The 21,917-nt window shown below is 66.5% G+C and carries 20 protein-coding genes; 15 read left to right on the plus strand and 5 right to left on the minus strand.

Annotated features, from left to right (window positions below; genetic code table 11):
- The first annotated feature begins 3 nt into the window (after positions 1-3).
- Entirely contained in the window at positions 4-1,176 is a 1,173-nt protein-coding gene (locus CH251_RS17975; protein WP_094614325.1) for an SAM-dependent methyltransferase, read from the plus strand.
- Here CH251_RS17975 and CH251_RS17980 read toward each other — a convergent pair.
- Positions 1,164-2,486, minus strand: a complete 1,323-nt coding sequence (locus CH251_RS17980) for a PQQ-binding-like beta-propeller repeat protein (RefSeq protein WP_094614326.1) — start codon at positions 2,484-2,486, stop codon at positions 1,164-1,166. The two genes, CH251_RS17975 and CH251_RS17980, sit on opposite strands and share 13 nt — an antisense overlap.
- A 149-nt stretch (positions 2,487-2,635) precedes the next feature.
- On the opposite strand from CH251_RS17980, the gene CH251_RS17985 reads away from it, so the two are divergent.
- Complete coding sequence (locus CH251_RS17985) at positions 2,636-3,397, plus strand: acyltransferase (protein WP_094614327.1); 762 nt, start codon at positions 2,636-2,638, stop codon at positions 3,395-3,397.
- Between the two features lie 11 nt (positions 3,398-3,408).
- Here the strand turns inward: CH251_RS17985 and CH251_RS17990 are convergent, their stop codons facing one another.
- From CH251_RS17990 to CH251_RS18000, 3 genes are read right to left on the minus strand one after another with little or no spacing between them, the layout of a single operon-like run.
- Positions 3,409-4,656: a glycosyltransferase family 4 protein gene (locus CH251_RS17990; RefSeq protein ID WP_094614328.1), complete on the minus strand. Its 1,248-nt coding sequence runs from the start codon at positions 4,654-4,656 to the stop codon at positions 3,409-3,411.
- Entirely contained in the window at positions 4,653-6,185 is a 1,533-nt protein-coding gene (locus tag CH251_RS17995; protein ID WP_094614509.1) for a glycoside hydrolase family 57 protein, read from the minus strand. The genes CH251_RS17990 and CH251_RS17995 overlap by 4 nt, the downstream gene beginning before the upstream one ends.
- Before the next feature lie 23 nt (positions 6,186-6,208).
- Entirely contained in the window at positions 6,209-7,048 is an 840-nt protein-coding gene (locus CH251_RS18000; protein WP_094614329.1) for a bifunctional 2-polyprenyl-6-hydroxyphenol methylase/3-demethylubiquinol 3-O-methyltransferase UbiG, read from the minus strand.
- Positions 7,049-7,203: 155 nt separating this feature from the next.
- Here CH251_RS18000 and CH251_RS18005 point away from each other — a divergent pair, with 155 nt between their 5' ends.
- The 10 genes from CH251_RS18005 to ligA all read left to right on the plus strand — a co-directional run bounded on the left by CH251_RS18005 (position 7,204) and on the right by ligA (position 18,072).
- A complete protein-coding gene (locus CH251_RS18005; RefSeq protein WP_032397738.1) occupies positions 7,204-8,004 on the plus strand; it encodes an electron transfer flavoprotein subunit beta/FixA family protein in 801 nt (266 codons plus the stop codon).
- A gap of 42 nt (positions 8,005-8,046) precedes the next feature.
- Positions 8,047-9,003 (plus strand): electron transfer flavoprotein subunit alpha/FixB family protein, encoded by a 957-nt coding sequence (locus tag CH251_RS18010; protein WP_032397739.1) that lies wholly within the window; start codon positions 8,047-8,049, stop codon positions 9,001-9,003.
- 146 nt (positions 9,004-9,149) lie between these two features.
- Complete coding sequence (locus CH251_RS18015) at positions 9,150-9,968, plus strand: GNAT family N-acetyltransferase (protein WP_094614330.1); 819 nt, start codon at positions 9,150-9,152, stop codon at positions 9,966-9,968.
- Positions 9,965-10,855, plus strand: coding sequence for a 1-acyl-sn-glycerol-3-phosphate acyltransferase (locus CH251_RS18020; protein ID WP_256979150.1), 891 nt, complete (start codon positions 9,965-9,967; stop codon positions 10,853-10,855). The genes CH251_RS18015 and CH251_RS18020 overlap by 4 nt, the downstream gene beginning before the upstream one ends.
- Positions 10,856-10,937: 82 nt before the next feature.
- Positions 10,938-12,176, plus strand: coding sequence for a cysteine desulfurase family protein (locus tag CH251_RS18025; RefSeq protein ID WP_094614331.1), 1,239 nt, complete (start codon positions 10,938-10,940; stop codon positions 12,174-12,176).
- Positions 12,176-13,264, plus strand: a complete 1,089-nt coding sequence (mnmA, locus tag CH251_RS18030) for a tRNA 2-thiouridine(34) synthase MnmA (protein WP_094614332.1) — start codon at positions 12,176-12,178, stop codon at positions 13,262-13,264. Before CH251_RS18025 ends, mnmA begins: the two co-directional genes overlap by 1 nt.
- Positions 13,261-14,280 carry a methionine synthase gene (locus CH251_RS18035; RefSeq protein ID WP_094614333.1) on the plus strand — a complete coding sequence of 340 codons (1,020 nt, stop codon included), beginning with the start codon at positions 13,261-13,263 and terminating at the stop codon, positions 14,278-14,280. The genes mnmA and CH251_RS18035 overlap by 4 nt, the downstream gene beginning before the upstream one ends.
- A gap of 132 nt (positions 14,281-14,412) precedes the next feature.
- Positions 14,413-15,600 (plus strand): diguanylate cyclase, encoded by a 1,188-nt coding sequence (locus CH251_RS18040; RefSeq protein ID WP_094614334.1) that lies wholly within the window; start codon positions 14,413-14,415, stop codon positions 15,598-15,600.
- Between the two features lie 65 nt (positions 15,601-15,665).
- Positions 15,666-15,848 (plus strand): hypothetical protein, encoded by a 183-nt coding sequence (locus tag CH251_RS18045; RefSeq protein ID WP_094614511.1) that lies wholly within the window; start codon positions 15,666-15,668, stop codon positions 15,846-15,848.
- Positions 15,849-16,023: 175 nt separating this feature from the next.
- Positions 16,024-18,072 (plus strand): NAD-dependent DNA ligase LigA, encoded by a 2,049-nt coding sequence (gene ligA, locus CH251_RS18050; RefSeq protein WP_094614512.1) that lies wholly within the window; start codon positions 16,024-16,026, stop codon positions 18,070-18,072.
- A 30-nt stretch (positions 18,073-18,102) separates the two neighbouring features.
- Here ligA and CH251_RS18055 read toward each other — a convergent pair whose 3' ends face one another.
- Positions 18,103-18,753 carry an amino acid-binding protein gene (locus CH251_RS18055; RefSeq protein ID WP_094614335.1) on the minus strand — a complete coding sequence of 217 codons (651 nt, stop codon included), beginning with the start codon at positions 18,751-18,753 and terminating at the stop codon, positions 18,103-18,105.
- A gap of 306 nt (positions 18,754-19,059) precedes the next feature.
- Between CH251_RS18055 and gatC the strand changes: the two genes are divergently transcribed.
- Genes gatC through CH251_RS18070 form a run of 3 tightly spaced genes read left to right on the plus strand, consistent with a single transcriptional unit; the run spans position 19,060 to position 21,917 of the window.
- Positions 19,060-19,359, plus strand: a complete 300-nt coding sequence (gene gatC / locus CH251_RS18060; RefSeq protein WP_068045762.1) for an Asp-tRNA(Asn)/Glu-tRNA(Gln) amidotransferase subunit GatC — start codon at positions 19,060-19,062, stop codon at positions 19,357-19,359.
- Positions 19,356-20,828, plus strand: coding sequence for an Asp-tRNA(Asn)/Glu-tRNA(Gln) amidotransferase subunit GatA (gene gatA / locus CH251_RS18065; protein ID WP_094614336.1), 1,473 nt, complete (start codon positions 19,356-19,358; stop codon positions 20,826-20,828). Before gatC ends, gatA begins: the two co-directional genes overlap by 4 nt.
- Before the next feature lie 6 nt (positions 20,829-20,834).
- The gene (locus tag CH251_RS18070) at positions 20,835-21,917 is read left to right on the plus strand and encodes an esterase family protein (protein WP_256979151.1); all 1,083 of its coding nucleotides are present in this window, start codon (positions 20,835-20,837) and stop codon (positions 21,915-21,917) included.

Below are 21,917 nucleotides of genomic sequence, written 5' to 3' on the forward strand. Positions count from 1 at the left end.
GCCGTGGGGTATGACTTCACCGGTGCCGACCTCGATTTCCTGCACTCCGAGGTCGGCATCGAGGCACTCGACGTCGCGGACGGCCTCGAGTTCGGTACGAGAACAGCGGTGCGAGACATCTCCTCGATGCGGGAGCGTTTTCCCGCCCACGCGAGTGCACTGATCGAAACCGTCACCGTCCGCCGCAAAGCACGCGTGAAGCTGCTCGACTCCGACCGATGGTGGGTCACCGACGAGGCGGTGCAGCAGGCAACACCGACGCTCGTCGCGCGCAGGCGGGCCGCTCGACTCGCCGGACGACGAGTGCACGATGTCACGTGTTCGATCGGCGGTGAACTGTCCGTCCTGATCGGGACGGCGGAGTTGGTGGTGGGCAGCGATCTCGACCCGATTCGGCTTCGGATGGCCGCACACAACGTGCCGGACGCCACCGTGCTGCGCGCCGACGCGCTGACCCCGACGACGCGTGAGACCGTCGTGATCGCCGATCCCGGCCGCCGAGCAGGTGGACGGCGACGCCACGACCCGGCGGCGTTGCAACCACCGCTACCGGACCTGTTCGACGCCTATCGCGGCCGAGACCTGGTCGTCAAGTGCGCGCCCGGCCTGGATTTCGACGCTGTCGACTGGGCCGGCGAGATCGAGGTGGTCTCGCTCGACGGGGGAGTGCGAGAAGCATGCCTCTGGTCGGAAGGGTTGAGCGAGAACGGTGTTCGGCGTCGCGCCGCGGTTCTTCGATCCGATGGCACTGTGCTGGAATTCACCGATGCAGAATCCGACGACATTCCGGTTCGGCCCCCCGGCAGCTACCTCGTCGATCCCGACGGGGCGGTGGTCAGGGCCGGTTTGGTTCGGCACTACGGTGCCAGATTCGGTCTGTGGCAACTCGATCCGAGAATCGCGTATCTGACCGGCGACACGGTTCCGGCCGGGGTGCGCGGGTTTCGGATTCTGGAGCAGTCCAAGTTCTCGGAGAAAGTGCTTCGGCAACAGCTGAATCGGATGGACTGCGGCTCGGTGGAAATTCTCGTCCGTGGAGTCGACGTGGATCCGGCGCTACTGCGGCCCAAGCTCAAACTTCGCGGATCCGTTGCACTGTCGGTGGTGATCGCCCGAGTCGATCGGTCCGCAGTGGCGTTCGTCTGCGCGCCAGGGGCTGTCGGTCAGCCTGTGTAGGTGAAGATCTCGCCGAGGTAGCTCGCGGTGACGACCTGGCCGTCCGGGCCGATCGACGTTCCGACGGTGGTGCCGACGACGTCGGGAACGGGCTGCACATCCACCGTCTCACCGGTGGCCGCGTCGAACGTGAGCAGCGCCAGTCCATCGTCCTCACGAACGACGGTATGGCCGCGTCCGTCTGCGGATTGGGCTGCGCTGCCTGCCTGTTCGACGTCGTCGCGGACCCAGACTCGCTCGGCCGAATCTCCGTTGTCGCGCACGCCGACGAGGGTGCCGTCGCCGCCCGACGGCACGATCGTGCCGTCCGAGGCGATCGAGGGACTGGCGCCGACACCGAGCCCGGTGCCCTCGGTCCACTTCTGTCGCCCGTCGGCGGTGTCGAACGCGGTCAGCCTGCCGTCGACATCGGCCAGGTAGACCGTCGATCCGTCCTCGGACAGCACCGGACTGGACGCGACACCGGCCGGCAGCAGGTCCGAGGACCAACGCTCGACGAGACCGGGCGTGCCATCGCGCTCGTACTGCAGTGAAACCAGTTGCGGTGCAATCGAACCCGGACGCCACAGGGTCAGGTAGATCGCCCCTGTCGCGGTGTCGACCGCGGGTGAGGCGGGCACGGGGCACTCGGATCCGCCCGAGCTGCACCGGTCGAGTCCGGTGTCGACCGGCAGAAAATCCGAATTCGGATCGGTCAGGAAATTCGGCGTCGGAACCAGGTCCAGAATCGGTACTCGAAGTTGCCCGTTCTGCGAATCGAGAACGCTGACCTGCCCCATCTGGGTGATCGAGAGCACGCTGCCGTCCCCGAGGAACTGCGCGGACTTGGGCACTCCGTACACCGGTGTGCGCCACCGCAGTTGGCCGTGGTCGTTGTACGAGTTCATGCCGCCGTCGTCGCCGATGTAGACGTTGATCGCCGAATCGACGGTCGGCGTCGCAGTGACGACGGACGGTCCGACGCGATTGCACCAGCGCTTGCGTGCGGAGTCGATCTCGAACGAGAAGAGGTTGCAGCCGGATTCGGTGGCGGCGGTGACGAACATCTGACCGGTCGATCCGATGGACACCGGGGAGGTCACCGTGCCGCCGGTGGGGCGCGTCCAGTCCAAGGACAGAGGGGTCGACACCGACACTGCGGTGGCACCGCTGTTGTGGGAGTTCGCGTGCGCTGCAGGCCATGAATCGGGAGAGAGCGGTTCTATGGCCGACGTCTCGGTGCCACAGCCGCTCACGGCCACCAGCGCCAGCGCTGCTGCGACCGCAGTGACCTTTCTGCCGGTCCTGCCCTTGGCCGTGACGCCGCGCATCGATCGCTCCCCATGACTCGAGTCCGTGCCCGACATGGTGCCGGGGCGTCTGTGTTCGTTCCGCCGACGAGCAACAGTCGACAGACAACCCTAGCCCGCGCGAGGGTGGCGGCAGAGAGCGGGCGAACGAGAAACTAGGGTGAACGTCCATGACGAGTATGTGGAACGCGCCGCTGCGGACACGCTGGCGCGGGTCGAGACGACGCGATACCGAACAGGCGCGGTTCCTCACGCGTGCGTCCCTCGACTGGGTGCTCGCCAACAAGGCGTACACACCGTGGTACCTGGTGCGCTACTACCGTCTCGCGAAGTTCAAGCTGGCCAATCCGCACGTGATCCTGCGGGGCATGGTGTTTCTCGGCAAGAACGTCGAGATTCACTCCACTCCCGAGCTCTCGCGCCTCGAGATCGGACGCTGGGTACACATCGGCGACGGCAATGCCATTCGCTGCCACGAGGGCTTGCTGCGGATCGGCGACAAGGTGGTGTTCGGCAAGGACAATGTCGTCAACACCTACCTCGACATCGAGATCGGCGCGTCGACGCTGGTGGCCGACTGGTGCTACATCTGCGATTTCGATCATCGGATGGACGATGTGAACATGCCGATCAAGGACCAGGGAATCGTGAAGGGGCCGGTGAGAATCGGTCCGGACACCTGGATCGCGGCCAAGGTGACGATCCTGCGCGAGACCCGGATCGGCCGGGGCTGCGTGCTCGGGGCCCACGCGGTGGTCAAGGGTGAGATCCCGGATTACAGCATCGCGGTCGGTGCCCCGGCCAAGGTCGTCCGCAATCGGAAGGTCGCCTGGGAGGCCGGTGCCGCCGAACGCGCGAAATACATTGCTGCGCTGGAGGATATCGCCCGCAAGAAGGCGCTCGGACAGGCCGAGGCGGCGCGGGAGATCTGATCCTGCTGTTCTCAGGTACGGCCGGGAAGCGCGCGCTCGGCGATGTGCGGGCGGGCCAGCGGATGCCGAACTTTGCGTTTGGCTTCCAGATAGACCTCCGCGGTCGATTCGGCGACGTGTTTCCAGTCGAAATCCACGGTGAGGCGTTCGCGGGCGGCCACGGCCCGTTCCTGCGCGGCGTCGGCGTTGTCGAGAACGCGCCGTACCGCGGCGGCCAACCCGCCGACGTCGCCGGGCTCGAAGGACAGTCCGGTGACGCCGTCGACGATTGCTTCACCCAGACCGCCTGCCGTGGACGCGACCAGCGGGGTGCCCGCGGCCGCGGCCTCGAGCGCGATGATGCCGAAAGGTTCGTACCGACTCGGCAGGACGATGGCGTCGGCTCCGTGCAGCCAGCCGAGTAGTTCGGTGTGGTCGAGATTGCCCAGAAACGACACCGCGCGAGCAACCCGGTGCGTGCGCGCCAGACCGGCCAACCAGGCGAACTGTGTTCCTTCGCCGGCGATGTGCAGGGTGGTTCCCGGATGGCTTCGTCGGAGGCGGGGCAGAGCTGCGATGGCATCCTGGATGCCCTTCTCGTACTCGAGGCGGCCGACGTAGAGCAACTTGGCCGGCTCCGATCGAGGCTCTCGTCGCCGAAAGTGCCAGGTGGAGCGGTCGATTCCGTTGCGAATCACCTTCACCGCCGACTCCGGTACTCCGAACAGGGTGGTGACCTCGTCCCTCATCGATGCCGAGCAGGTGATCACCGCATCGGAATCGTTGGCGAGCCACCACTCGACGGAGTGCACCTGGCGGTTGACGGGCCCGGATATCCAACCGCTGTGGCGTCCGGCCTCGGTGGCGTGGATGGTCGAGACGAGCGGTACGTCGTAGAACTCGGCGAGTGCGATCGATGGATGCGCAACGAGCCAGTCGTGAGCGTGAACGACGTCGGGTTGCCAGCCGTCGCCCAGGCCCGGCTTTCCCAGTGCGACGCCGGCACGCACCATCGCGTGCCCCATCGCGAGCGTCCACGCGAGCATGTCCTCCCCGAAGACGAAGTGAGCCGGGTCCTCGGCGACGGCGACGACGAGCACCCCGTCCTCGATGTGGTGAGACGTCGGGTGGGTCGCTGCGTCGGTTCCGGTGGGGCGACGCGACAGAACCACGACCTCGTGCCCGCATCGAACCAGTTCGGTTGCCAGGTGATGCACGTGCCGACCGAGCCCGCCGACCACCACCGGTGGGTACTCCCACGACACCATCAGAATCTTCATCGACGCCCCCCTGCATCTTCTCGCTCGCGGCCACCGCGTGGGCCGGGCAGCCGGCGCGCATCCAACGCAGGAAACAGTCCGTCCGCACGGTTCCACTGCCGAGCCAAGTCGTGCGCTCGGTCGGGTGACCCACCTGCCGCCGCGGCCACGATCTCGCGCAGCGCATGTGCGTGGACGTGCGCCCGCTCCCGCGCGTAACCTGCGGCGGAATCCTTGCTGACCATGAATGCCCAGTCGCTGGCCACGGCCATCAGTGTCTCACGCAGTATCTGATCGTTGACCCGATTGCGTAGTTCGGGTCCACCGGCGCGACGCTGTGTGTCCCGGGCGGTATCGACGGCGTCGAGAGCGGTCCGAGACACCTCGGAGTTGAGCGCGACCAGGTCGGCGACGTCGTCGCCCGCCCACACGCGCCAGTCCTTGCCCGATCCCCACGACGAATCCTGCAGTTCGAGTGGCGCCCCGACGTAACCCTGCTCGCGGGCGTCGCCGAGCGTGCCGACGGTGATGCCTGCGGCGGGTAGCGCGCGCATCAGCTTGCCGAGCCACTGTGGGCCCTCGTGCCACCAGTGTCCGAACAGCTCGGTGTCGAATGCCGCGACGACCAGGGCGTCGCGACCGATCCGCTCGGATTCGGAGATCAGGCGCCTGCGAACCACATCGACGAAGTCGGCGACGTGACGGTCCACCGTTGCCGCGGCCCGCACGGGATCGTAGGGAGCCTTGTCGTTCGAGGCGACCGAGCGGCCGGTGACCCGGGCCGGTTTGAGACCGGTGGCGTGATCGTAGGTGTGGAAATCCCGATAGGAACCGTGCCCGGGATAGCCGGACTTCGGTGACCAGACGCGGTAGCTGACCGGGAGATCGCGTCCGAACGCGACGACGTCGGAGTCCCACACCGGCCTGCCGAGGGAGGTGTCTCCGCGCATGGCAGGGCCGTCGACCATGAAGTGCGAGACCCCGGCCGCGGCGTATTCGGTTTCCATGCCCGGGGTGAATCCGCATTCGGGTGCCCAGATGCCTCGAGGCGTGGTGCCCCACCGGGCGCGGGCGTCGAGCAGACCTTCGCGGAGCGAGAATTCGCGCAGTCGGGGATCGAGCAGGGGCTGAAACGGGTGGGCCAACGGTCCACCCAGTAGTTCGACGGTTCCGGTTTCGAGCAGTGGCCGGAGTACCGCGGACCCACCGTGCCGCCACCGTGACTCGAATCGATCGAGCGCTGCGGCCGAACCTCGGTGTTCACGAACGGACAGGTCGCGGTCTGTCGCCTCGTGGGCTCTGAGCTGCCAGTTCCCGAGCCAGTGGTGCATTCCGGACAGGCAGTGCGGATCGTCGAGTTGAGCAGCCAGTACCGGGGTGATCCCCAGCGACAGCACGTTGCTGTGGCCGTCGTCGGCCAATTGCTCGAGCGCCGCGGTGAGCGGTAGATAGCAGTCGGCCCAGGACTGATACAGCCATTCTTCGCCTACCGGCCAGCGTCCGTGATTGGCCAACCACGGCAGGTGGGAGTGCAGAACGAGAGAGAACATGCCCGGCACGGTGGCACCGGATGTCACCCGATCACCGTGCTCGAGCTCTTGCGGGCAACGGCGACCAGGTCGAGGCTGTCGTCGATGCGGTCGGCGGCGATGTCGAAGTCCTCGATCGAGATGGCCGCGACGTCCTCGGTGAGTTCGGCCGGCCAGGGCTCACCGGCGAGGGCTCGTTCGATCTGCGCGTCGATGAACGAACCGCCGTGCTTGGCGTCGAGCGCGGCCAGCGTGCGTCCGTGCCGGACTCCGGTGAGTTCGTCGACCTCGAGCCGAGCGTCCACGAGCAGCTCGGTGAGTTCGGCCGCGTCGAGTTCGCGGGTGTGGAAGGGGTTGAGCGGGGTGTCGCGTCCGGGCGAGAACGTGATCCGGTTCGGCGTACTGATCAACAGAATGCCCCCTGGCGCGAGCACCCGATGCACTTCTGCGAGGAATGCACCCTGATCCCAGAGGTGCTCGATCACCTGGAAATTGACGACGACGTCGACCGAGGAATCGGCGACGGGAAGGCGATCGAGGTTGCCGCGCAGCATCGTCACCCTGGGGTAGCGGGCGTGCACGTGCGCGGCGGCCGACGCGTCGTAGTCGAGACCGAGGACGGTCGTTGCGACATCGGCAATCATGTTGGCTCCGTAGCCTTCTCCCGATCCCGCTTCGAGCACGGTTCGGTCGCGGCAGCGCTCGACGAGTGCGCGGTAGACCACCTCGTGGCGGCGGAACCAGTAGTTCTCCTCGGCGATGCCGGGCACGGTGCGCTCCCCGGTGAGGGGGAGTGGTTCCGGTGCCGGTGCCTGAGCCGATGAATCGTTCACCGACGAAAGGTTAGTGGAGGCGCAGGAGAGGTAAGCCAACGTGGTCTCCATAACAGTCGGGGTACAGATGTATGGTCGGACAGGCAGGGAGGTAAGTTACCCACGAGTAACTACGGTGAGGTAACCTCGTCCCAGACCGTAGAACTGCACGAACCGTTAGAACACTCACGATCAGCAGAACATGACCAGGAGGTCGACGCAGACCCATGACGAACATCGTTGTTTTGATCAAGCAGGTTCCAGACACGTGGTCCGAGCGCAAGCTCACCGACGGTGACTACACCCTCGATCGCGAGGCTGCCGACGCCGTCCTCGACGAGATCAACGAGCGGGCCGTCGAAGAAGCACTGCTCATCAAGGAAGCCCAGGGCGGTGAGGTCAAGGTTCTGTCCGCAGGCCCCGATCGCGCCACCGATGCCATCCGCAAGGCCCTGTCGATGGGTGCAGACAGCGCAGTGCACCTCAACGACCCGACCCTGCACGGCTCCGACGCGATCCAGACCGGATACGCGCTGGCCGCAGCACTCGGCAACGTCGCGTTCGAGAACGACGAGCCGGCCGATCTCATCATCGCAGGCAACGAGGCCACCGACGGCCGCACCGGTGCCGTTCCGGCGATCATCGCCGAGTACCTGCAGATCCCGGCCCTGACGCAGCTGCGCAAGCTCACCGTCGCGGACGGAAAGGTCACCGGCGAGCGGGAGACCGACGAAGGCATCTTCGGCCTCGAAGCCGCGTTGCCGGCCATCGTGAGCGTCACCGAGAAGATCAACGAACCGCGCTTCCCGTCCTTCAAGGGCATCATGGCCGCCAAGAAGAAGACGGTGCAGACCATCACGCTGGCCGACATCGGTGTCGAGGACGGCATCGTCGGCGTCGACAACGCGGGAACGACCGTCACCTCGTCCACCCCCAAGCCTCCCAAGACTGCAGGCGAGCGGCTCACCGACGAGGGCGACGGCGGCGACAAGATCGCCACCTACCTCGTCGGCCAGAAGATCATCTGATCCCGCCCCACCGAGCAATCGAAGACAAACGAGGAGCAAGTCATGGCAGAAGTACTCGTGCTCGTGGAGCACGTCGAGGGAACACTGAAGAAGGTCAGCACCGAGCTGATCACAGCCGCTCGTGCGCTGGGTGAGCCGTCCGCGGTCGTCACCGGCCCGGTCGGCACCACCGACAAGGTCGCCGACGCGCTGACCGAAGCCGGTGCCGAGAAGATCTACGCCGCCGAATCCGACGCAGTCGACGGATTCCTCGTCACCCCGAAGGTCGACGTGCTGTCGGCACTCGCGGAGTCGGTCTCGCCTGCAGCGATCATCACCGCAGCCACGATCGAGGGCAAGGAAGTTGCGGGTCGACTCGCAGCACGCCTGGGCTCGGGCTACCACAACGACGTCGTCGCACTGAACGGCGACGGCAGTGCCGTCTACTCCATCTTCGGTGGCGCGTTCACCGTCGAGGCCAAGGCCAACGGCGACGTTCCGGTCATCTCGCTGCGCCCCGGTGCAGTCGAGGCCGAGCCGAAGGCCGGAGCGGGCACCCGCGAAACCGTCGAGGTTCCCGCGCAGGAAGAAGGGGCCGTCAAGGTCACCTCGCGTGACCCGATCGTCGGCGGCGACCGTCCGGAGCTCACCGAGGCATCGGTCGTCGTCTCCGGTGGACGTGGTGTCGGCAGTGCCGACAAGTTCTCCGTCGTCGAGGAGCTGGCCGACTCGCTCGGTGCCGCAGTCGGTGCCTCCCGCGCCGCTGTCGACTCCGGCTACTACCCCGGCCAGTTCCAGGTGGGTCAGACGGGCAAGACCGTCTCCCCGCAGCTGTACGTCGCACTGGGTATCTCCGGAGCCATCCAGCACCGTGCGGGCATGCAGACCTCGAAGACGATCGTCGCGGTCAACAAGGACGAGGAAGCGCCCATCTTCGAGATCGCCGATTACGGCATCGTCGGTGACCTCTTCAACGTCGCACCGCAGCTGACCGAGGCAGTCAAGAAGCACAAGGGATAGCTTCGAGCGCTGTTCCCACACAGGCCCTCACCGCCCGCGCGGTGGGGGCCTGTCGTGTCGATCGGCGCAACCTTGTTCACGCAAACTCTTCCGACACGTTTCCCCGACGATGCCCGGTGGCCTTCCCCGCTCGTTAGACACACCTCATGACCACTTCCGTCATGAGCTCGACTGCATCGATCGTCCCGGCCACCGACCGCTACTCGCTGGTGTTGTCCACCGACCCGGAGCACCGACTCGCCGCGCAGCGTCTGCGCTACGAGGTGTTCGCATCCGAGCCCGGGTTCTCCATCCCCACCGACACCGACGGCCTCGACGCCGATCGGTTCGACGAATTCTGTGATCACCTGCTCGTTCGTGACCAGTGGACCGACACGTTCGTCGGCTGCTACCGCATGTTGCCGCCGCAGGCCGCCGTGTCCGCGGGTGGGTACTACACGGCAACCGAATTCGATATCTCCGCACTCGACCCCGTCGGCATGAACATCGTCGAAATGGGAAGAGCTGCAGTGCATCCCGATCATAGGTCCGGGTCCGTGCTCGGGCTGATGTGGGCCGGAATCCTGCACTACCTCGATGTGACGGGATACGAGTGGGTGATGGGCTGCGTGTCGGTGCCCATGCAGTCGGTACCAGGGGACCCCGTCGGGGCCAACGTTCGCAGTGTTCGAGATCGCCTGTTGGGCAAGCACGCTACGCCCCTCGACCGCCGGGTCCGGCCGTACTCTCCGGTCGTCGTCGACGGGGTCGATCTGATCGACATCGAACCCGCGAAGCGAACGTCGATGCCGCCGTTGATGAACGGCTACCTTCGACTCGGTGCCTCCATCTGTGGTGAGCCGGCGCACGATCCCGAATTCGGAGTCGCGGATTTCGTCGCGTTGCTGGGCCTGCACGAGGCCAACACTCGCTATCTCGACCGCTTGCGTTCGGCAGCAACGACGTTCGAGTCGGGTGTCCGGTGACAACACCGATCGTGCACGCGTGGATGCCGTCGTCGCCGTGCGGTGACGGTTGTCTACCGAAGAACCCGCCGACGGTGGGCCGAATCGTCCTCGCGCTCCGAATCGTACTGGCGTTGGCGGCGTTCGGGTTGCTGCCGGTGCTGGTCGTCCTCGGGGTGCCGTTCCCGCGGGTTCGCCGTTCGCTGACGCGGATCGGTGCTCGCACCCTGCTGTTCGCCATCGGGATCGACCTGACCGTGCTCGACGCGCGTTCGGAGCGGGAACGCTCCCGAACCGCCGCAGGTGCACTGCACGTCGCCGGTCACATCTCCTGGACCGACGTCGTCGTGCTCACTGCGGTACAGCCGTCGACCTTCGTCGCGCGCGCCGACCTGATCGACTGGCCGGTGCTCGGTCGCCTCGCGCGAGCCATGAAGGTACTTCCGATAGATCGGGCTCGACTGCATCAGCTCCCCGGCGTCGTCGATCAGGTGGCCGATCGTGTCCGCGCCGGCGGATCGGTCGTCGTCTTCCCCGAGGCCACCACCTGGTGTGGTCGCGCATACGGCTCGCTACGGCCTGCTCTGCTTCAGGCCGCGATCGACTCCGAGACCTGGGTGCAGCCGATTCGACTGCGCTACCTCGACCGGACCGGCGAGCAGACCACCGCCACGTGCTTCGTGGGAGACGAGACGATCGGCGCATCCATCGGCCGGATCTTCCGCCTGCGAGGACTGCGTGCCGAGGTGGAGTTCACGGCCCCCGAGGCACCCGGCGGCGATCGACGCGACCTGGCTCGACGTTGCGAGGTGGCGATTCGACGCGATGACGTCTACGACCCCACTGTGCACGAGGTGATGGCCGAGGCCGAACGCAGCCCGATGCCGCCGACGGTTGCGGCGGCCTGACCGAACATCGATCACCGTGACCGCGGACCCACCTCGCGCAGGTAGGTCCGCGGTCACGGCAGCGGGTATCGTCTAGCCTGTTATGCCTTCTGTGCGCAGTACGACTGCTCCCGTCCCGCCGCGGCCACCGGTGTACCTCGATCACGCAGCGACGACCCCGATGCTGCCGAGCGCGATCGAGGCGATGACCGCTGTGTTCGCCACGGTGGGCAACGCGTCCTCGCTCCACACCTCCGGTCGGTCCGCTCGGCGTCGGGTGGAGGAATCTCGCGAGTCGATAGCCGCGGACCTGGGCGCGCGCCCGTCCGAGGTGATCTTCACCTCCGGCGGCACCGAGAGTGACAACCTCGCCGTCAAGGGCATCTTCGCGGCCCGTCGTGATTCCGACCCCGCACTGACCAGGATCATCGCCAGTTCGGTGGAGCATCACGCGGTGCTCGACGCAGTCGAGTGGCTCGTCGCACACGACGGTGCGAGTGTCACCTGGCTCCCGGTCGACTCCCAGGGGCGGGTCACCCCCGATGCGCTGCGCGCCGAGCTGGCGCTGCATGCCGACGAGACTGCGCTCGTCACCGTGATGTGGGCCAACAACGAGATCGGCACCGTCATGCCGATCGCCGAGCTCGCAGCCGTGGCCGCCGAATACGGGGTCCCGATGCACAGTGATGCGATCCAGGCGGTGCCGCATCTGCCCGTCGCGTTCTCCGAGAGCGGTCTGTCCGCGCTCAGCATCGCAGCACACAAGTTCGGCGGACCGCAGGGCGTCGGAGCGCTGCTGCTCGGCCGCCAGGTGCCGTGTGTTCCGCTCTTCCACGGCGGGGGCCACGAGCGAGACGTTCGATCGGGCACCCCGGACACTGCAGGCGTCGTCGCCATGGCCGCTGCGCTGCGTTCGACCGTCGAGAACTCGGCGCGGCACCGTGCGGAACTGAGAGCACTGCGCGATCGGTTGATCGCCGGTATCAGAGATGCCGTTCCCGACGCCGTCCTCAACGGGCCGGAAGGCGACGACCGGCTGGCGGGCAACGTGCACTTCACCTTTCCCGGGTGCGAGGGTGATTCGCTGTTGATGCTGCTCGACGCGGCAGGGATAGAATGCTCCACGGGCTCGGCGTGCACCGCAGGTGTGGCCAGCGCCAGTCATGTACTGATTGCGCTCGGATGCGATCCGGCCGTCGCCCGCGGATCACTGCGGTTCTCGCTGGGAACCGGCTCGTCCGAATCGGACGTCACCACTGTGCTTGCGGCTCTGCCGCAGGTCGTCGAACGCGCTCGTGCCGCCGGTCTTCCCGGCGTCGGAGCTCGAGGAGGAAATCGCTGATGCGTGTTCTGGCTGCTATGAGCGGGGGAGTCGACTCGGCCGTTGCCGCGGCCCGTGCCGTGGACGAGGGCCACGACGTCGTCGGCGTACACCTGGCTCTGTCGACCGCTCCCGGTGCCCTGCGCACCGGTTCGCGGGGTTGCTGCTCCAAGGAAGACGCCGGTGACGCCCGTCGAGCGGCCGACGTACTCGGAATCCCTTTCTACGTATGGGATTTCGCCGACCGTTTCAAAGAGGACGTCATCGACGATTTCGTCGCGTCCTACGCCGCCGGTGAGACCCCGAACCCGTGCCTGCGCTGCAACGAGAAGATCAAGTTCTCCGCTCTGGCGGACCGCGCACTCGCGCTGGGCTTCGATGCCGTGGCGACCGGGCACTACGCGCAACTGCACGACGGAGTGCTGCGGCGCGCCGTGGACGCGGACAAGGACCAGTCGTACGTGTTGGCAGTGCTGACCCAGGCGCAGCTCTCGCGTGCGATGTTCCCGATCGGGGACACCCCGAAGTCCGAGATTCGTGAGGAGGCTGCCGAGCGTGGGTTGGCCGTCGCCGACAAGCCGGACAGCCACGACATCTGCTTCATCCCCTCGGGCGACACTCGCGCATTCCTCGGCGCGCGGATCGGCGTGCGCCCGGGCAAGGTCGTCGATTCCGAGACCGGAGCCGAACTGGCCGATCACGAAGGCGTGCACGGGTTCACCATCGGGCAACGGAAGGGCCTCGGCGTGGAAGGACCGGCCGCGGACGGCCGTCCCCGCTACGTGACGTCGATCGAACCCGACAGTGGCACGGTCATGGTCGGCTCGGCGCAGAAGCTCGACGTCTGGGCGATCAGCGGAGACCGCGCGGTATGGACCGAAGGTACCGCCCCGACCGGCCCCATCGAGTGCGTCGTCCAGGTTCGCGCACACGGCGGACTGACCGAGGCGGTCGCCGAGGCAGCGGGCGACGGCATGGAGATCCAACTGCGAGCTCCGTTGACCGGAGTGGCCAAGGGCCAGGCAGCGGTGCTGTACCGCAAGGACATTCACGGAGACATCGTCATCGGCAGCTCGACCATCTCGGGCACTCGATCCGAGCGCGAGTGACCCCGGGCGTCTTCGCTGGACTGGCGACCGGCATCGGTTCGTGGCCGGGTACCGACATCCGTGAGGCCGCGGCGGTCGTCGTCGGAGAGTTCACCGAGCTCCCACACGTCGTCGAACTCCCGGCTCGCGGCCTGGGTGCGGACATGATCGGTCGCACCGGAGCCATCATGGTCGACGTCGAGCTCGACGTGCGCACCTCCGGCTATCGCGTCGTGCCACGTCCGATGCTCGCCGGTCGCCGGGCGACCGATTTCCTGGCCGAGGATCTCGACGTGCTCGAGGAACTGTGGGAGGTGTCGGGGCTTCGCGGCAGCGGCCGCACCATCAAGGTGCAGGCCGCCGGTCCGTTCACGATGGCGGCGCAGGTCGAACTTCGGCACGGGCATCGTGCCCTGACCGATCGTGGGGCACTGCGGCATTTCGCCGAGTCCCTCGGCGAGGGACTCCGCCTGCACTGCGCGGAATTGACGCGTCGGCTCGGAGTCGAGGTTCTCGTTCAGCTCGACGAGCCCAGTCTCGCAGCCGTTCTGGCCGGCAGCCTGACGGGCATCACCGGGCTCGATTCGGTGCGCGCAGTCCCGGAACCCGATGTTCTCGACCTGCTCGATTCGTTGGTCGAGACGATCGATCTTCCCGTCGCGGTGCATTGTTGCGCCGGCGACGTTCCGTTCGATCTGCTTCGCCGTTCGCGTGCGGTCGCAGTCGCCGTCGACGCGACTGCGCTGCGCCGCAGCGATTTCGACGGAGTCGGCGAGCTGCTGCAATCCGGCAAGACGCTGATGCTCGGGTTGATTCCGTCCGAAACCCCCGAGCGGCCGCCCCATTGGCGCGAACTGGCCGAGCCGGGCGTCACGTTGATCGACCGACTCGGTTTCGACAGGTCGGTACTCGCCTCCCGTATCTCCGTGACGCCTGCATGTGGATTGGCCGGCAGCACACCGGAGTGGGCCCGTCGCGCAACAGGACTCGCCCGCGACGTGGCTGCCGCGTTCGGAGATTCACCCGATTCGTTGTGACGTAACACAGCCGGTCGGAGTGAAACGCCGCAGACTTCGGGTCGATCGAGCCCACTACTATTGGGACGCCGAACAGGTGTGACACTATTCACATGGCCGTTGGGGGTCTGTTGAATACGTGGGAGTTCGGAAATGGCATCAGGTGGTCGCGACTTCGACGAGGTTGCCTCCCTCCGGCGTTCCGGCAGGCACCGTCGAGGTCTCGTGGCGAAACTGGCCGCGGCCACCTCCGACTGGTATCGAGCGCCGCACGATTTCGAGTGGATCCTCAATCACAGATCGACCCGTCCGCTGACCGGCATCATCCGTGCAGTGTTCGGCACCGCCACCGTCATGTACGCCGTCACCTCGATACTGATGTTGTTCAGCGACCTCGGGCCTCAGGGACGTGTGGCCATCGGCTGGGTTCTCTTCGTTCTGGTCACGCAGGTGTTCGTCGCCGCCCGGTGCGTGCTCGGGCCGATCCCGGGGAAGAAGTTCTTCGTCGCGTTTCTGGCCTTCGGGGACATTCTCACGACCTCGGTGTTGATTCTGTACGCACCTGTGGCGTCGCTGATCGGAACGGTGCTGTTCGCAGTCACTGGCGCGTTCTGCACCTACTTCCTCAGTCCGCGACTGCTGGTGGCGCACCTGGTGTGGACTGCGACGTTCATCATCGGGTTCGGCATTCGCACCTTCCTGTCGGTGATGGACGGCGAGGTGGACTACATCGACGGACCGTCTGTCGCCACCGCGACGGTGGTTCTGCTTCTGGCGACGGTGGGAGTACCCGCGTTCGCTCAGGTCGCCTGGACGACGCTGTCCAACGACGCCAAGCGGTCGGTTCTCGATCCGTTGACCGGGGTGTACAACCGGCGCGGCATCGACAGCGAACTGCTGGACCTGTGGCATCAAGCCAGCAAGCGCGGCATGTCCATGGCTTTCCTGGTTGTCGACATCGACAAGTTCAAGGCCGTCAACGACCGATTCGGGCACAGTCGCGGCGACGAAGTGATCGTGCGGGTCGCCGATCGGCTGCGCCGCCTGGCCCGGCATCAGGGCGGAGTGCTGGCCCGAACCGGCGGCGAGGAGTTCCTCGTCGCCATGGTCGGTGATGCGCGGGGGATGGTCGATCTCGGCTTCGACATGGTTCGGGTGCTCTGTGACCGCCGCGACGACATCCCCGTCACCGTCAGTGTGGGAATGGCGTTGTTGCGCGAGGACTCGGCTCTGTGGGACGTGGGCAAGTCCGTGGTCGGCAGAGCAGCCCGAACGGCGGACGCGGCGATGTACCGGTCCAAACAGTCCGGTGGAAACAGCTTGGTCATCGACGAGATCTGATGCCTCGAACCGATGTCGCTCGATGCGCCGGTGTGCTCGGGTGCGACCTCTGCGATGATCGTGCGATGTATCGGCTATCGGATGCCCAGCGACGTGGACTACCTGCCGCAGTGCTGTTGTCGGTGATGGCCTCCGTGCTCGGCGGCATCTACGCCGACTCCTTCGTGACCGGCTTCGCGTTGACCGCCGGTATCTGCGCGGTGGCGATCGTCGCCGCCACGCTGCTGCTGGGTCTGATGGGGCGTTAGTCGCTGCGCTGCAGCCGGTGCTTCTGTGTCGGTGGGTTCGGATAATCTTCGACACGTGCCCGAATCGATCGAACCGCCCGCAGGAACCGACGAGATCGCAGAAAACGACGAGACCCGAGGGGCCGTCGGTGTCGAACTCGATGCCGCGTCGTCGGCCGATCGCGAGCGATGGCAGATGCTGGCCGAGGAAGTACGCGGGCACCAGTTCCGCTACTACGTCCGGGATTCCCCGATCGTGTCCGACGGGGAGTTCGATGCTCTGCTGCGCGAGCTGAACGAGCTGGAGGAGGCGCACCCGGATCTGCGCACGGCGGATTCACCGACCCAACTCGTCGGGGGTGGGTTCGCCACGGAATTCACCGCTGTGGACCATCTGGAACGAATGTTGAGCTTGGACAACGTGTTCGATCACGACGAGCTTCGGGCCTGGGCCAAGCGGGTCGAGACCGAAGCAGGGCCGGATCTGGAGTATCTGTGCGAGGTCAAGATCGACGGCGTTGCACTGAATCTGGTGTACGAGAACGGCACGCTCGTGCGCGGTGCCACCCGAGGTGACGGACGTACCGGTGAGGACGTGACGCTCAACGCACGCACGATCGACGACATCCCGGACACTCTGACGGGTAGCGAGCAGTACCCCGTGCCCGAGCTGTTGGAAGTGCGCGGTGAGGTTTTCTTCCGGCTGGAGGACTTCCAGGCGCTCAACGCCGCACTCGTGGCGGAAGGCAAGCCCCCGTTCGCCAATCCACGGAATTCGGCGGCGGGGTCGCTGCGACAGAAGAATCCGGCGGTCACCTCCAAGCGGCGTCTGGGAATGATCTGCCACGGCTTCGGTCGCATGGTGGGTTTCACCCCCGAGTCGCAGTGGCACGCCTACGAGGCGCTTCGAGCCTGGGGTCTGCCCATTTCCACCCACACGACCCGGGTGCAGGGCGTCGACGCCGTCATCGAGAAAGTCGTCTTCTGGGACCAGCACCGACACGACGTCGAACACGAGATCGACGGCCTGGTCGTCAAGATCGACGACATGTCGCTGCATCGTCGACTGGGGACGACGTCTCGCGCACCGCGGTGGGCCATCGCGTACAAGTACCCACCCGAGGAAGTGGCCACGACGCTGCTCGACATCCGCGTCAGCGTGGGCCGGACGGGCAGAGTGACGCCGTTCGCGTACATGACGCCGGTGCTCGTGGCCGGCTCGACGGTGTCGCTGGCGACGCTGCACAACGGTTCGGAGGTCAAGCGCAAGGGCGTTCTGATCGGTGACACCGTGACCATTCGCAAAGCGGGAGAGGTCATTCCGGAGGTTCTCGGTCCCGTCGTCGACGCCAGGACCGGTGACGAGACCGAGTTCGTCATGCCCACCGAGTGCCCGGAGTGCTCGACGCCCCTGGCTCCGGCCAAGGAGGGTGACGCCGACCTACGCTGCCCCAACTCGCAGTTCTGCCCGGCGCAACGTCGCGAGCGGGTGTTCTTCGTGGCCGAGCGGCAGCGATTCGACATCGAGGGCCTCGGCTACGAGGCCGCATCCGATCTGTTGGCCACCGGCGCCATCGAGGACGAAGGTGATCTGTTCTCGCTCACCGAGGACGATCTGATGAAGACGGCGATCTTTCGCACCAAGTCCGGGGCGTTGTCCGCTACCGGTCGAAAGTTGCTCGACAACCTGGCCACCGCACGGAACCAGCCGCTGTGGCGGGTGCTGGTCAGTCTGTCCATTCGGCACGTCGGACCGTCGGCGGCCCGCGCATTGGCAGGGGAGTTCGGCAGCCTCGACCGGATCCGGGCAGCGTCGGTCGAGGAACTCTCGGCGGTCGACGGGGTGGGCGGCACCATCGCGGCCGCAGTCTCCGAGTGGTTCGAGGTCGACTGGCACCGCGCCATCGTCGACAAGTGGCAGGCCGCGGGCGTGCGGATGGAAGACGAGCGCGACGCGTCGATCGAGCGCAATCTCGAAGGGCTGTCGATCGTGGTCACCGGGTCGCTCACGTCGTACTCACGTGACGAGGCCAAGGAAGCGATTCTGCTGCGAGGTGGCAAGGCTGCAGGTTCGGTATCCAAGAAGACGGCGTTCGTGGTCGTCGGCGAAGCTCCGGGTTCCAAGCACGACAAGGCAATCGAGCTCGGCGTGCCGGTGCTCGACGAAGCGGGATTCACCCTGCTGCTGACCGAGGGGCCCGATGCCGTGGCTCCGACCGAAGCAGAACCCGAATCCTCGGACTGATCGGGCCGGGGACGCGTCGGTTCGGTCGCGTCAGTTCAGAACCGTCGCGACGATGCCGGCGAGATACCCGAGTCGGGCGACCTCCGAGGGTCTGAACTCCGGGCCACCCGGCCTGCCCAGCATCAGCACGGTGCCGGTGGTGCCGAGGGGAGCCGCGGCAATCTTGGTATCCATGTCGCGCCATACCTGGGGCACCCAGTCGGCGTCCGAATCCAGAGCCGCTGGAGCGTGCAGCGGGAACCACGGCAGCTCGGCGGCGTGAGTCTCGGGAGCCCCCGAGCTGCCCACCAGACGGAACGGGCCGTGCGCGTTGGTGGCGACGACGGTGCTCCACCCCACTCGAAGGACGCGGGGGGCTCCGTCGACGAGCACCTGAAGTCGATCGTCGGACGCCGCGGCGACCCGATCGATCAATTCCAGTTCCCGGTGCGTATCGAGGACGCCGGTGTACGGGCGGATGGAATCGACCCGTACATCGGTGAGGTTCTCGGCAGCTGTGATGAGAGTGTCCGGAAGCGAACCCGGAGCAACGTCGACCACCAGATCGTCGACTGCGTAACCGTCACCGCGTTCGATGACGTCGAGGGAGAGAATGTCCGCCCCGACCGAACCGAGCGCGACGGCCAACGATCCGAGGCTGCCCGGCCGGTCCGGCAGTTGGACGCGGAGCAGGTAGGACATGTCACGCTCCCTTTCGACTTCTGGCGTACTTCGGCCACCCCAGCGTCATCGGTCGTTGCTGGCAGCTGGAAGGGAACACTGTGCACCCCGGCGCGAGCAATCCTTGCATCTTCGACCCGTCCGGTACGTTGCGCAACGCGGGCCGTGACAATTCCGACACTCCACGCGGCCGCGAGGCGTGAGTGAAGTTCGCGTAATGCTGCGCACTAGGCTGGACCGCGTTCGCGAACCCGTGAGGTTCGCTCTGTACGAATACGGGGCCGCTTCTGCAGGCTCCGCTCCTACCGTCTGAAAGGGGTCTACGCGGTGCCAGACATCTCCCGCGACGAGGTCGCTCACCTCGCCCGGCTGTCGCGCTTGGCTCTCAGCGACGCCGAACTCGACGAGTTCGCCGGCCAGTTGGACTCGATTCTTCATCACGTCAAGGCAGTGGCCGAGGTGGCGACGGACGACGTTCCGCCGACGGCCAACCCCAGCGACATCGTGAATGTGACGCGTCCCGACGTGATCGTTCCCGGCCTGACGCCGGAGCAATCGCTCTCCGGCGCACCGAACGCCGAGGAGGGCCGTTTCGCGGTGCCGCAGATTCTGGGAGAGAGCGAATGACCGACCTGACGAAGCTCGACGCGTCCGAGCTCGCCACCCGTATCCACGCCCGTGAGGTCAGCGCCGTCGAGGTGACCCAGGCGCATCTCGACCGGATCTCCGAGGTCGATGGTGACCTGCACGCCTTTCTGCATGTCGCAGCGGCCGAGGCACTCGCAGCGGCAACCGACGTCGATGCGGGATTGTCTGCGGGACACGCACCTGCCTCGGCTCTGGCCGGCGTGCCGCTGGCCCTCAAGGACGTGTTCACCACGACCGACATGCCGACGACGGCCGGTTCGAAGATTCTCGACGGGTGGATGTCGCCGTACGACGCGACACTGACCACGAAGCTGCGGGCCGCGGGCATTCCGGTGCTGGGCAAGACCAACATGGACGAGTTCGCGATGGGTTCGTCCACCGAGAACTCGGCCTACGGACCGACCAAGAATCCCTGGGACACCACCCGCATCCCCGGTGGCTCGGGCGGCGGCAGCGCTGCGGCGCTCGCGTCGTACCAGGCCCCGCTGGCCATCGGCACCGACACCGGTGGATCCATCCGCCAGCCGGCGGCACTGACCGGCACGGTGGGAACCAAGCCGACCTACGGCAGCGTCTCGCGCTACGGACTGATCGCCTGTGCTTCCTCTCTCGATCAGGGCGGCCCGTGCGGTCGAACCGTGCTCGATACCGCATTGCTGCACGAGGTCATCGCCGGTTACGACGCGCGCGACTCCACGTCGGTGGAGACGGCGGTTCGACCGGTGGTGGCAGCGGCACGAGAGGGTGCTCGCGGTGACCTGACGGGCGTGCGCGTCGGTGTCGTGAAGGAATTGCACTCGGACAAGTATCAGCCCGGTGTGATCTCGTCCTTCGATGCCGCGGTGGCGACACTGACCGAACTCGGCGCAGAGGTGGTCGAGGTGTCGTGCCCCAACTTCGTGCACGCATTGGCCGCCTACTACCTGATCCTTCCGTCGGAGGTGTCGTCGAACCTGGCTCGATTCGACGGCATGCGGTACGGATTGCGGGCGGGTGACGACGGCAAGCACAGCGCGGAGCAGGTCATGGCCACCACGCGCGCGCAAGGGTTCGGACCGGAAGTCAAGCGTCGCATCATGATCGGGACGTATGCCCTCTCCGCGGGATACTACGACGCCTACTACGGCTCTGCCTTGAAGGTGCGCACGTTGATCGCTCGTGACTTCGATGCCGCATACGAGAAGGTCGACGTGTTGGTCTCGCCGACGACCCCGACGACGGCATTCCCGTTGGGAGACAAGGTCGACGATCCGATGGCGATGTACCTCAACGACCTGTGCACGCTGCCGACGAACCTCGCGGGTCACTGCGCGATGTCGGTACCGTCGGGTCTGGCCTCCGAGGACGGACTGCCCGTGGGTCTGCAGATCATGGCTCCGGCGTTCGCGGACGAGAGGCTCTACCGAGTCGGTGCCGCATACGAGGCCGCTCGCGGCGATCTGAGGTAGTTCGAGGTGCTGCATCGGTGGGCTGCCGATCTGGCTCATCGGCCACTGCTGTCCGGTGCAGTGCCCGCGGTCGCGTTGACTGCGACCGCCCTCGTGACGGCTGTCCTGGTGGTCGCAGTCGTCCGAAGGGTACGGCGAGGCCGAGCACTGGGAACGGTGTTCGGCCCGCTGAGTGCTCTCGGTCTCGTGGCCTCGCTTCTGGTGGCGGCGACGGTACTGACCAATCTGACCGTCACTCGATACCCGACGGTGGCGGTGGCGCTGGGCCACCGACCGGCCGTCCAGACCGAGGGCACCGGCAGGTTGATCGACGTGGACGTGCCCGGCACGATGTCGCACTTCGCCGCGCGGCCCGCGACCGTCTACCTTCCGGCGTCGTACGACGCCGGAGCGAGCGACCTACCGGTGCTGGTGCTGCTCACGGGCCAACCCGGCCATGTCGTCGACTGGATCGAGGGTGGTCGTCTGGCCCAGACGATGGACTCCTTCGCAGCACGTCACGGCGGCGCGGCCCCGATCGTCGTCGTGGCCGACGGACTGGGCGACACCGAGGCGAATCCGATGTGCATGGATTCGGACCTCGGAAATGCCGCGACCTACCTTTCCGTCGATGTGCCGCACTGGGTTCGGTCGAATTTCCGGGCGTCCTCGGATCCGCGGGCCTGGGCGGTCGGCGGCTATTCCTACGGAGGCACGTGCGCGCTGCAGCTGGCGGTGACGGCACCGTCGGTGTACCCCACCTTTCTCGACATCTCCGGTGAGGACGAGCAACGCCGCGGGACGAGAAGCGAATCCGTTGCAGCGGCATACGGCACGGACACCCCGGCGAACGAGGCGCGTTTCGACCGCACGACGCCGCTGAACATACTCTCGCGCACCAGCTTCCCCGATTCGGCCGGTGCCTTCGTCGCAGGCACCGACGACGAGGAATTCCGGCCGCAGACCGAGCGAACGTACAGGGCAGCAGAGGCTGCGGGTCTCGACGTGCACTACAGCGAGCTGCCCGGTGGTCACTCGATGCAGGTCTGGGCTCCGGCGTTGGAGCAGGAAATGGACTGGCTCGGTGGACGATTGGGGCTGCTCGACTGA

The organism is Rhodococcus sp. 06-462-5 (assembly GCF_002258315.1).
GTDB lineage: Bacteria > Actinomycetota > Actinomycetes > Mycobacteriales > Mycobacteriaceae > Rhodococcoides.

Excerpts from the sequence above, each read along its gene's own strand:
- CH251_RS17980 (WP_094614326.1), bottom strand. The coding sequence starts at position 2,486 with ATGCGCGGCGTCACGGCCAAGGGCAGGACCGGCAGAAAGGTCACTGCG.
- CH251_RS17985 (WP_094614327.1), top strand. The coding sequence starts at position 2,636 with ATGACGAGTATGTGGAACGCGCCGCTGCGGACACGCTGGCGCGGGTCG.
- CH251_RS17990 (WP_094614328.1), bottom strand. The coding sequence starts at position 4,656 with ATGAAGATTCTGATGGTGTCGTGGGAGTACCCACCGGTGGTGGTCGGC.
- CH251_RS17995 (WP_094614509.1), bottom strand. The coding sequence starts at position 6,185 with ATGTTCTCTCTCGTTCTGCACTCCCACCTGCCGTGGTTGGCCAATCAC.
- CH251_RS18000 (WP_094614329.1), bottom strand. The coding sequence starts at position 7,048 with ATGGAGACCACGTTGGCTTACCTCTCCTGCGCCTCCACTAACCTTTCG.
- CH251_RS18005 (WP_032397738.1), top strand. The coding sequence starts at position 7,204 with ATGACGAACATCGTTGTTTTGATCAAGCAGGTTCCAGACACGTGGTCC.
- CH251_RS18010 (WP_032397739.1), top strand. The coding sequence starts at position 8,047 with ATGGCAGAAGTACTCGTGCTCGTGGAGCACGTCGAGGGAACACTGAAG.
- CH251_RS18015 (WP_094614330.1), top strand. The coding sequence starts at position 9,150 with ATGACCACTTCCGTCATGAGCTCGACTGCATCGATCGTCCCGGCCACC.
- CH251_RS18025 (WP_094614331.1), top strand. The coding sequence starts at position 10,938 with ATGCCTTCTGTGCGCAGTACGACTGCTCCCGTCCCGCCGCGGCCACCG.
- mnmA (WP_094614332.1), top strand. The coding sequence starts at position 12,176 with ATGCGTGTTCTGGCTGCTATGAGCGGGGGAGTCGACTCGGCCGTTGCC.
- CH251_RS18040 (WP_094614334.1), top strand. The coding sequence starts at position 14,413 with ATGGCATCAGGTGGTCGCGACTTCGACGAGGTTGCCTCCCTCCGGCGT.
- CH251_RS18045 (WP_094614511.1), top strand. The coding sequence starts at position 15,666 with ATGTATCGGCTATCGGATGCCCAGCGACGTGGACTACCTGCCGCAGTG.
- ligA (WP_094614512.1), top strand. The coding sequence starts at position 16,024 with ATGCTGGCCGAGGAAGTACGCGGGCACCAGTTCCGCTACTACGTCCGG.
- CH251_RS18055 (WP_094614335.1), bottom strand. The coding sequence starts at position 18,753 with ATGTCCTACCTGCTCCGCGTCCAACTGCCGGACCGGCCGGGCAGCCTC.
- gatA (WP_094614336.1), top strand. The coding sequence starts at position 19,356 with ATGACCGACCTGACGAAGCTCGACGCGTCCGAGCTCGCCACCCGTATC.